The organism is Calidithermus roseus, from assembly GCF_003574095.1.
GTDB lineage: Bacteria > Deinococcota > Deinococci > Deinococcales > Thermaceae > Calidithermus > Calidithermus roseus.
Genome location: NZ_QWLA01000103.1, coordinates 1 through 8912, shown reverse-complemented (window position 1 = coordinate 8912; position 8912 = coordinate 1). Strand labels below are relative to the sequence as shown.

Annotated in this window: 11 protein-coding genes; 8 read left to right on the top strand and 3 right to left on the bottom strand. The window is 61.9% G+C overall.

The window, feature by feature from the left end; translation table 11 throughout:
- Positions 1-150: 150 nt before the first annotated feature.
- From Mrose_RS17035 to Mrose_RS18675, 6 genes are all read left to right on the top strand, one after another.
- Entirely contained in the window at positions 151-1326 is a 1176-nt protein-coding gene (locus Mrose_RS17035) for a C39 family peptidase (protein ID WP_119280305.1), read from the top strand.
- A gap of 9 nt (positions 1327-1335) precedes the next feature.
- Positions 1336-1995, top strand: coding sequence for a hypothetical protein (locus Mrose_RS18685; protein WP_147371703.1), 660 nt, complete (start codon positions 1336-1338; stop codon positions 1993-1995).
- Positions 1996-2049: 54 nt separating this feature from the next.
- Complete coding sequence (locus Mrose_RS17025; protein ID WP_147371702.1) at positions 2050-2808, top strand: hypothetical protein; 759 nt, start codon at positions 2050-2052, stop codon at positions 2806-2808.
- Between the two features lie 121 nt (positions 2809-2929).
- A complete protein-coding gene (locus tag Mrose_RS18680) occupies positions 2930-3361 on the top strand; it encodes a hypothetical protein (protein ID WP_147371701.1) in 432 nt (143 codons plus the stop codon).
- On the top strand, positions 3330-3620 hold the full coding sequence (locus Mrose_RS19865) for a HEAT repeat domain-containing protein (protein ID WP_119280299.1): 291 nt from the start codon (positions 3330-3332) through the stop codon (positions 3618-3620). The genes Mrose_RS18680 and Mrose_RS19865 overlap by 32 nt, the downstream gene beginning before the upstream one ends.
- A complete protein-coding gene (locus tag Mrose_RS18675; RefSeq protein WP_147371700.1) occupies positions 3554-3736 on the top strand; it encodes a hypothetical protein in 183 nt (60 codons plus the stop codon). Before Mrose_RS19865 ends, Mrose_RS18675 begins: the two co-directional genes overlap by 67 nt.
- Before the next feature lie 7 nt (positions 3737-3743).
- Here Mrose_RS18675 and Mrose_RS17015 read toward each other — a convergent pair whose 3' ends face one another.
- From Mrose_RS17015 to Mrose_RS17005, 3 genes are all read right to left on the bottom strand, one after another.
- Positions 3744-4592 carry an EamA family transporter gene (locus Mrose_RS17015; RefSeq protein ID WP_245970008.1) on the bottom strand — a complete coding sequence of 283 codons (849 nt, stop codon included), beginning with the start codon at positions 4590-4592 and terminating at the stop codon, positions 3744-3746.
- Between the two features lie 35 nt (positions 4593-4627).
- Entirely contained in the window at positions 4628-5245 is a 618-nt protein-coding gene (locus tag Mrose_RS17010) for a uracil-DNA glycosylase (protein WP_119280297.1), read from the bottom strand.
- A 97-nt stretch (positions 5246-5342) separates the two neighbouring features.
- The gene (locus Mrose_RS17005; protein WP_026234609.1) at positions 5343-5711 is read right to left on the bottom strand and encodes a hypothetical protein; all 369 of its coding nucleotides are present in this window, start codon (positions 5709-5711) and stop codon (positions 5343-5345) included.
- 165 nt (positions 5712-5876) lie between these two features.
- On the opposite strand from Mrose_RS17005, the gene Mrose_RS17000 reads away from it, so the two are divergent.
- Both Mrose_RS17000 and guaA read left to right on the top strand, forming a co-directional pair.
- Entirely contained in the window at positions 5877-7034 is a 1158-nt protein-coding gene (locus tag Mrose_RS17000) for a hypothetical protein (protein WP_119280296.1), read from the top strand.
- A 163-nt stretch (positions 7035-7197) separates the two neighbouring features.
- Positions 7198-8724 (top strand): glutamine-hydrolyzing GMP synthase, encoded by a 1527-nt coding sequence (gene guaA / locus Mrose_RS16995; RefSeq protein ID WP_119280294.1) that lies wholly within the window; start codon positions 7198-7200, stop codon positions 8722-8724.
- Positions 8725-8912 lie beyond the last annotated feature (188 nt).

Here is an 8912-nt window from a genome sequence, read left to right as displayed (position 1 = left end):
CCTCCCAAACCGCCAGCCCCTCCCCAGGCCAAACAGCCCACGCAACCTTCCTCCAAACCATCTCCGCAGGCCACCGTCGCCTCGCCCCCTCCCCAAGCATCCCAGGCGACCCAACCCCTCCAGAGGGTCTGGCCCAAGCCCCGGCACTTCGTGGGCCAGATCGCGGGGCGGGTGCCGATCCACCTCGAGCTCGACCGCCCCTTCGGCGACAAGGTAGTCGGTTACTCCAGCAGCACCTGGGAGAAGGGGGAGGGCTCCTTCGACCTGATCGGCAGGATCACCCCCGGCGGGGTGCTCAACCTGGTGGCTTACTCGGGCAAACAACCCGTGCGCAAGCTGGTGGGCAGCCTTCAAGGCTATAAGGGAGACCGGCTGGTAGCGGATTGGCTCGAGCTAGACCGCAACGGGAGGGTTGTCCGCAGCCGGGAACTCGTGGCCGTTTACACCCCTGTACCTGAACCCGCGACCAGGCAGACGTACCAGGACGGCAACGGTGCCCCGGATGCCCTGGATAAGCTCATGGGAATCGAACAATTTACCCCACGCTACACGGTCGAACAGATACGGCGGGCTCGAGGCCTCATCGCCCAGGAGCCGGATGCAAAAAAGCGGGGTGACTTATACCTGCTGTTGCAGAGCAAGGTTTCTTACCGCAATCAAAGGAATAACTCAAGTATTGGGCGCGAGGAGGACGAGAAATATACCCCTTTCGGTGATATGCGGGCTGAACGGGTTGGTAAACCCCTTGGGGACGTGATGTGTAACTTGACATCAGCCGCAATGGCTCTAGAGCAACTGGGTATTGGGAATCCTGACCCCAAGAACTTCCCTCAATTTGAGGATTATTTGGAACACCTGAGGCGAAAAATAGCTGATGCAAAAGTTAAGGTCAATCCGGAGATGGAAAAAGCAATCCGTATCAGTTATCACCGAGAATCGAGGGCCGGCTGGCAAAGCGTGATTGAGGCTATGGGAGGATATGTTGAAGACGTTGGAAGTGGTCAACGCGACAAAGAATGGTGGGAAAAAAACGTGTTGCCCCATCTAGCTAAGGGTCACTCGATCATGATGAGTATAGGCGGGCACATAGTCAGGGTTCAGAAAGTATCCGAGGAGGGTCTGATAGTAGATGATCCTTATGGATTGGTCAGACTATTTCCTGGAGCTAAATGGGATTATGGAGAGAATTGGCAGCAAGCGAATAGTCTGAAGAATGCGGATAAATCCCAAGAGCTAGCGGGTGCGAGAGGAGAAGACGTGTTGTGGAAGTGGTCAGATGTCTCCAAGCATTCGATGCGATGGATTGTTGCCGTGAGGAGAAAGTAGGCGAAAAACATGAAGCACCTCCCTTCTACGTTTCATTGGATATTCCTACCCATCCTTTTATCAGTCCTATCTGTTTCGGCTTTCGCCCAATCAAAGCAGATGACTGTGGCTGATTACTTCAAACTTCTACCCGATAGGTACTTCACGTTACTTTCTGGTGATGCTACATTGATTCCCCACGGCATCAGGGAAGATTTAGCCATTGCTTCAAGGCGAACTGGGTATATAGAGAGAACAATTTCAGGCATCACTTACGAAATGGCAATTGATATGCGAAATGAATACCTGATGGCCTCGAGCAGCCAGTGGGAGCTTGTGTTTGAGATGGCAGTGTGGAGGGCAAAAGGTCAGGAGCCTCTTATCGGCCTCTCAATCAATGGATGCACGGCCGCATCCTGCAAAAATGTGACCCTCCATTTCCTGAGGTACAAAAATGGTGCCTGGGTCGATGTTACAGATCAGGTACTGCCCAAGATAACCGCCCAGATGATGCTGGAGGCTTATAGGACACTTAAGCGGAGCGAGCCAGAGGCAACTGTCATACCAAGACCTTTTTACGAAATACCTCGAGTGGGAACCACCATTGCCGTTTATATGGCAAGCCCTCGAGTCAAGGTATTCAACCTGATATGGCGCGGAGAGCGATTTGACTTGAGGAAAGCGGAATGAGTGCCTGTTTTATGTGGTGGATCGTGGCGATCGAGCGGAGGTAGGGGGTAAGCCATGCGATGGTTGAGGCTCACGGTTGTGCTGTTCGCGACGCTTTCGCTCGGCCTGCTGCTCATGAGGGCGGGGGAGAGACGGGCCCCCCTCGGCAGCGTCTTCGAGCTCTTCCTGAGGGCGCCGGATCAGGTCTTCCGCGACTCCTCGGGCTGGTTCGCCTTCTGCACCGACCTCGCGCCCGACGAGCGCTGCGCCGACCGCAGGCGGGAGATCCTCAAACGCCGCGACATGCTGCAGCCGGATTTCGGCCACTTCCGCGAGGAGGGCGATTTCATCAACGTGGGCGGGGAGGTGTTGCACCCGCGCCTGAGGGAGTCCAGGGACTTTCCCATCCAGGAGGTTGAGGGTCAGGACTCGGGGTCCCACGCGTTCGTGGTGTGGAGGGTCGACTCGGCCAGGGGGGTCGTCGCCGTGAGCAACCTCTCCTACGGCGAGAGGCCGCAGCGCATCCGGTTCTTCGAGGTCAGGGGCGGCCGGTGGAGGGACATCTCCGCGTCCGTGCTGGTGCCCGCGGAGCGGCTCAGGGCGCTGATGCTGAAGAGGCTCGGGCGTGAGCAGGGGCGGGTGAGGCTCTACCGCTTCGAGTACCATCCGCTGACCGAACGTCCCGATATTAGGGTCATCGCGCGGGTCTACACCGACCGGCCGCTCGTGGCCTACACCGACCAGCCGAGACAGGGCTTGTGGGACCATGCGCTCTTTCTGGGGAGGCTGGTGTGGCGGCAGGGCCGGTTCTCCTTCGAGCCCTCGGAGGAGTGACATGGGTTCCCCATGTCCTACGGGGCGGTGATTTTCCGGCAGCGGCTGCCGAGATCCGAGGGATGTCCCCCTGGAGGATGGATAAAGAAAGTGGAGCTATGGGAGAAGACAACCTCGGGTCATGGTCGTTCTTGAAGGAGCGGGGCGTTTTCTGGGCGTCAGCCATCTCAAAGAGATGAACTCTATGAGTGGGCATACTTTTCCCCAGCGTTTCCAACGACTATACTCGAAGCCACTACTCTTTTTCATTTTAATTGTCTTGTCTTTTTCGGTGCCGGTGATGGCTAGCTCTCTAAGTGTTGTGGATCACTTCCTAAGGGTGCCGAAGGTTTATCTAAGAAAAGTAGAGATTGGACCTAATCCAATATTTTATACCAATGATCGCCAATGCTTACTCAATCTCAAAACGGACAACTGCTTACGGGGGCCGCCCACCCTGGTGCGTGTTGACCCACAGAACCAGTACATCAGCATTTCTGTAGAGGATCACATAGGGGAATTTGCCATATGGAAGACAAGAAGTGGGCAGGATTTTATTGCGCCACTGGGTTAAGGATGCCCCGGTAGATAAAGTGATTGACCTGGCGCGAAATGATCCTGATGAGAACGTACGCTACCGGAGCATCCTAATCCTTGGCAAAATCGGTGACGAGCGCGCTTTGGAGGTGCTCGAGTGGATTAAGGACAACGATGAGGGAGAGAATTGGGAGGGTGAACCGCTGAAATATACAGCAGAGTGTGCCATTTGCCAGATACAGCAGCGGCTATCCTCTGCGGCCAGCCCGGCGCCCCCTCCCCCGTGGGCCGGGTAGAGCGCGAGCCCCGCCCCGTGGCGCAGATGAAGCGCCACTACCCCAAGGACGTCACCCCCGCCGACCCGTGCCGCCTCACCGGGCCCGGGGTCAACCTCGCGCCCTCGGAGCGCTAAGGGCGTGCTATCGCCGGCGGGCCCGGAACACGATCCCCACCGCGATGAGCACCAGCGCCGCCCCAGCGAGGGTCCACGCCCCGATGCCTTCGCCCAGCACCAGCCAGCCCAGGAACAGCGCCACCACCGGGTTGACGTAGGCGTAGGTCGTCACCAGGCTCACCGGCAGGAGCTTCACGGCCAGGATGAAGGAGGTGTAGGCCAGCAGCGAGCCGAAGACGATCAGGTAGGCCAGCGCCAGCCAGCCCTGGAGGGTGGGCATGGCCCAGCGCTCGCCCAGCAGGGGGGAGAGCAGCAGGAAGGCTAGGCCGCCGAAGAGCTGCTGGTAGGCCGAGACCACGACGGGCTCGAGGTGGCTCTGGTTGCGTTGGTAGTAGAGCGTGCCCGCCGACCACAGCATGGGGGACAGCAGCAAGAGCACCACCGCCAGCAGGGTCGTCTGTGAGCTATGGGCCAGCTTGGGCAGCGAGAGAACCAGCACCCCCACCAGACCCAACAGCAGCCCGGCGACGAGCTTGGGCGAAGGGGCCTTGCGGTTGAGGATGGCCTCGAAGGCCGCCGCCCAGATGGGCGTGGTCGCCACCATCAAGGCCGCGTAGCTCGAGGCGGAGTACTGGCTGGCGACGAGGATCAGGCCGTTGCCGCCTACCCACAGCACCACGCCCGACAGCGCCATCACCAGCAACTCGTGCCGCTGGAGCCTCAAGCGCTGCCGGGTGAGGAGAGCGTAGACCAGCAGCACCACTGCCGAGGGTAAAAAGCGCAAAGCTCCCATCATGAAGGGTTCGAAGCCACCCCCCGGCCCCACGCCCAGGCGAAAGCCCAAGTAGGTGCTGCCCCACACCACGTAGAGCACACCCAGGTGGATCAGGCCGCTGGTAGGCGGGGCGTTCAGAATAGCGACTCCTGGCTCACGGTCTTGATCGCGCGGCTGGGTTTTTCGCCCAGGCTGTCGAGGGCTTTCTTGAGCTCCTGGATGTCTAGCCAGGTGAGGTGTTTGGGGCTGCCCGGAGTGCGGGCCGGGTTGCGCAGCAAGTAGGCCGGATGGAACATAGGGAACAGCTTGATGCCCTGCCACTCCAGCCACTGCCCGCGAATCTTGGTGATCGAGACCTTCTCGCCCAAGAAGTACTCGCAGGCCGTCGCTCCCAGCGGCACGATGATCTGGGGCCGGATGAGCTCGAGCTGCTTGTTGAGCCACAGCGTGGTGCAGGTCTTGGCCTCGTCGGGCAGGGGAACGCGGTTAGCTGGCGGGCGGCACTTGACGATGTTGCTGATGTAAATGCTCTCGCGGGGAATGCCCGCGGCTTCGAGGATTTTGTCCAGCAGTTGCCCGGCCTTGCCCACGAAGGGCCGTCCGGTCTTGTCCTCTTCCTCGCCGGGTCCCTCACCCACGATCATGAGCTGGGCGTCGGGGTTTCCCTCGCCGAACACGACATTTAGCCGCGTAGCGGCCAGGCGGCAGGCGGTGCAGGTGCGGGCCTGTGCGGCCAGTAGTTCCAAACTCATGGCTCTGAACATCCTACACAGCAAAAGGCCAAAAGCGCCGTGGATTGCCTCGCTTTCGGCCTGCTTTGAAATTTGCTCCGCTGTTGTGCCTTATCCCTCACTCGATGGGTTTGCGGGCCTTGCGGGCCTCCCGGCGCACCTTCGGGTCGAGCCCAATCATCAGAAAGAAGTTCTCCAGGGCGTTTTCCTGCCCCTTGACCTCTGGATAGGCGTCCTCGCTGGTGCCGGTGACGAAGGGGAGGTTCTGGTAGAGCTCGAGGGCCTTGGCGACTACTGCCTCGGGGCCGTCGGTCTCGGCGGTCTCGGCCAGGCGGGCATACACCTCGCGACGGGCCTCGGCGTGGAGGCGGAACACCTCGGGGTTGGGGGTTTCGGGGGCCCGCAGCACATCCTGTTTGGCAATGCGGCGGTAGTGTTTGAGCCCGCGCACGATCTCCTCGGTCGATAGGGTCACCTTGAACTCCATCCTGTTGCTCCTTTCCAACATGCGACCTAAGGGCCGCCGGTTTGCCCCCATCGCCAAAAAGCGGGTGGCCGTTCGTTCAACGAGATTATAGGTTTTGCGATCGGCCTAGGGCAAGGTCGAGGCGCGCTTTTCGCCTGGGCTTGGGGGCTGGGTATACTCGGGTTTATGGATAGCCTGGGACCTTATGTTCTGCACGCGCCCATTCTCCCAGGAGGGCTGTTGGACACCGAGGGCCGCGTGCTCGAGGCCTGGCTGGGCCGCGATTCGCGCACCGGCATCGGCGTGGTGGTGTACCGCCCGCTCGAGGGCGAGCCACCTGAGGCCGTAGCTGGGATGCTGCCCTGGCTCGAGGGCCTCGAGTCGGCCTGGATTGCCGAAATTCCCGTGGCCGCCGTGGAAGCCACCCGTTTTCAGGGCACCGCCGACCCCAAGCGCCTGCTGGCCTGGGCGCGGGGGTTGCTCGAGACGCTGGGGCGTTTGCAGGAGGCCGGGTTGAGCCACGGAAACATCAGCGCCGAGCGGCTATGGGTGCGGGGTCCGCGCATATGGCTGGAGGGTGCCGGCTTGCCGGTGCAGCCCGTGAAACCCGATCCCCAGGGCGTGGTGGAGGCCCTGCGTCAATTGGCGGGCGAGAGCTGGTCGCACCTGCTGTTTTCCACCGAGCTCGAGGCCTTCGCTCAGGGCAAGCTCAGCTTGGAGGAGGTGCGCGAACGACTCGCGGGCGAGCCCGTGGCCGAGGCGGAGGCTGAATCCCCGGCCATTCTCCAGGCCGTGCTCGAGGAGGAGCCCACGCTCGCGGTGCGAAGCACCGAGGAGCCCCCACCCCCGTCTGCTCCCGTCCCCAAGAGTAAATCCCAACTGCGGGTTGAATCCCAGCCTGTGCGCCTTCCTGAAGGGTCGCCGGAAGAAGAAATGCCTGTCGCACCCCGGCGTATCCGCATCGAAGACCCTCTCGAGCCCTCTTTCCCCGTGATCGAGCCCCAACCTCACCGTCGGAGCCTGCTGCACTACCTGGGGGTGTTGCTGCTGGTGGTGGCAGTGGGCCTGGCTGTGTGGCTGTGGCCCCGCCCCCAACCCGTCGTCAGCGGCTACGTCGTCGAGTTTCGGCTCGATCCCCCCGAAGCCAAGGGGCGCATCGAGATCTTGGAGGCTCCCCCCGGCTCCACCATGGAGAAAGGGCGCACCATCGCCGAGGTTCCGGGCCCGGTGCAGTTTGACAAGGCCGGAGCCTACCGTGTGCGCATCCGCGTGGATGGCCGTGAGCCCAAGGAAGTCCTGTTGGACGTGCCCACGCCCGGTGGGGTGACGATTAGGCTGCAATAAAATGCCGAGGGTCGATAGCTGAGCGCAAGACGCCAAACGCAAAACGCTGGACGCTCAAAAACACCATCGGACGACGTTTGGCTGTCGGTGACTTCTAGAGGGGCGACACCCGGAACCCTTCACCCAATACCCATCACCCCCTTTTACGGGTACACTCACCCACATGAGCGTTGTCATCCTCGATTTTGGCTCGCAGTACACCCGGCTCATCGCCCGGCGGGTGCGCGAGTTGCGGGCTTACTCGGTGATTCTGCCCGGCACGGCCAGCTTAGAGCGCATCCTGGCCGAGCAGCCACAAGCAATAATCCTCTCGGGCGGGCCCAACTCGGTCTTCGATCCGAGCTCACCTAAGCCTGCCGAGGGGCTGCTCGAGCAGGGGCTGCCGGTGCTGGGCATCTGCTACGGGATGCAGTACCTCGCCCAGGCCTTGGGGGGGCGGGTAGAGCGGGCTGGGCGGCGCGAGTACGGCAAAGCCGTCTTGACCCGTCACGAGGGGCCGCTGTTCGCGGGCCTGGAGGGCGAACTCCAGATGTGGATGAGCCACTCCGATGCCGTCACTGCGCTGCCCGAGGGTTGGAAGGTGATCGCCGAGACCGAGGAAAACCCGGTGGCCGCCATCGCCGCGCCCGACGGCAGGACTTTCGGGGTGCAGTTCCACCCCGAGGTGGTGCACAGCCCCAAGGGCATGGCGGTGCTGGAGAACTTCCTCGAGCTCGCCGGGGTGCGCCGTGACTGGACACCCGAGCACACCCTCGAGACCCTCATTGCCGACATCCGTGCCAAAGTGGGCAGCGACCGGGTGCTGTTGGCGGTGTCGGGCGGGGTGGACTCTTCCACCCTGGCCCTGCTGCTGTCGCGGGCCATCGGCTCTCAGCTCACCGCCGTGTTCGTGGACCATGGGCTGCTGCGGCTGGGCGAGCGCCACGAGGTCGAGCAGGCCCTGCGGCCTTTGGGCGACGAGAACTTGCGGGTGGTGGACGCCTCCGAGCAATTCTTGCAGGCGCTGAAGGGCGTGAGTGACCCCGAGGAAAAGCGCAAGATCGTGGGGCGGGAGTTCATCCGGGTCTTCGAGGCCGAAGCCCGCAAGCTCTCGCAGGAGGGCTGCCGCTGGCTGGCCCAGGGCACCCTCTACCCCGACGTCATCGAGTCGGCAGGCGGGGAAGGGGCGGCCAACATCAAGAGTCACCACAACGTCGGCGGGCTGCCCCCGGATTTGAAGTTCGAGCTGCTCGAGCCCTTCCGCTACCTCTTCAAGGACGAGGTGCGCGAGCTGGCCCTGCTTTTGGGCCTGCCCGAGCCCATCCGCATGCGCCACCCCTTCCCCGGCCCTGGCCTTGCGATCCGCATTCTGGGGGAGGTCACGCCGCACAAGCTCGACATCCTGCGCCGCGCCGACGACATCTTCATCAGCGCCCTGCGCGAGTGGAACCTCTACGACAGCGTCTCGCAGGCCCTAGCGGTGCTCACCCCCATGCAGAGCGTGGGTGTCATCGGCGACGAGCGCAGCTACGGCTATGTGCTGGGGCTGCGCGCGGTGAGCACCGTGGACTTCATGACCGCCGACTGGGCCCGCCTGCCGCTGGACTTCCTCGATGAAGTCGCCCGCAAGATCACCCGCCAGGTTCCCGAGATCGGGCGCGTGGTCTACGACATAACCTCCAAACCGCCCGCCACCATCGAGTGGGAGTGAACTCGTGCAGGGACAATCCCGCTCCGAGGTTACGGAAGTAACGCCCTGGATGTGACGTTTTATACCAAACCTATGTAGATAATAATGCATGCCGAGCAAAGCCATACCCCTACACCCCCACCTGAGCCTGGAGGAACTCGAACAGCGCTACCGTAGCTGCAAGGATGCCAAGGAGAAGACCCGCTGGC

Excerpts from the sequence above, each read along its gene's own strand:
- Mrose_RS17010 (WP_119280297.1), bottom strand. The coding sequence starts at position 5,245 with ATGAGTTTGGAACTACTGGCCGCACAGGCCCGCACCTGCACCGCCTGC.
- Mrose_RS18685 (WP_147371703.1), top strand. The coding sequence starts at position 1,336 with ATGAAGCACCTCCCTTCTACGTTTCATTGGATATTCCTACCCATCCTT.
- Mrose_RS17005 (WP_026234609.1), bottom strand. The coding sequence starts at position 5,711 with ATGGAGTTCAAGGTGACCCTATCGACCGAGGAGATCGTGCGCGGGCTC.
- guaA (WP_119280294.1), top strand. The coding sequence starts at position 7,198 with ATGAGCGTTGTCATCCTCGATTTTGGCTCGCAGTACACCCGGCTCATC.
- Mrose_RS17000 (WP_119280296.1), top strand. The coding sequence starts at position 5,877 with ATGGATAGCCTGGGACCTTATGTTCTGCACGCGCCCATTCTCCCAGGA.
- Mrose_RS17025 (WP_147371702.1), top strand. The coding sequence starts at position 2,050 with ATGCGATGGTTGAGGCTCACGGTTGTGCTGTTCGCGACGCTTTCGCTC.
- Mrose_RS18680 (WP_147371701.1), top strand. The coding sequence starts at position 2,930 with ATGGTCGTTCTTGAAGGAGCGGGGCGTTTTCTGGGCGTCAGCCATCTC.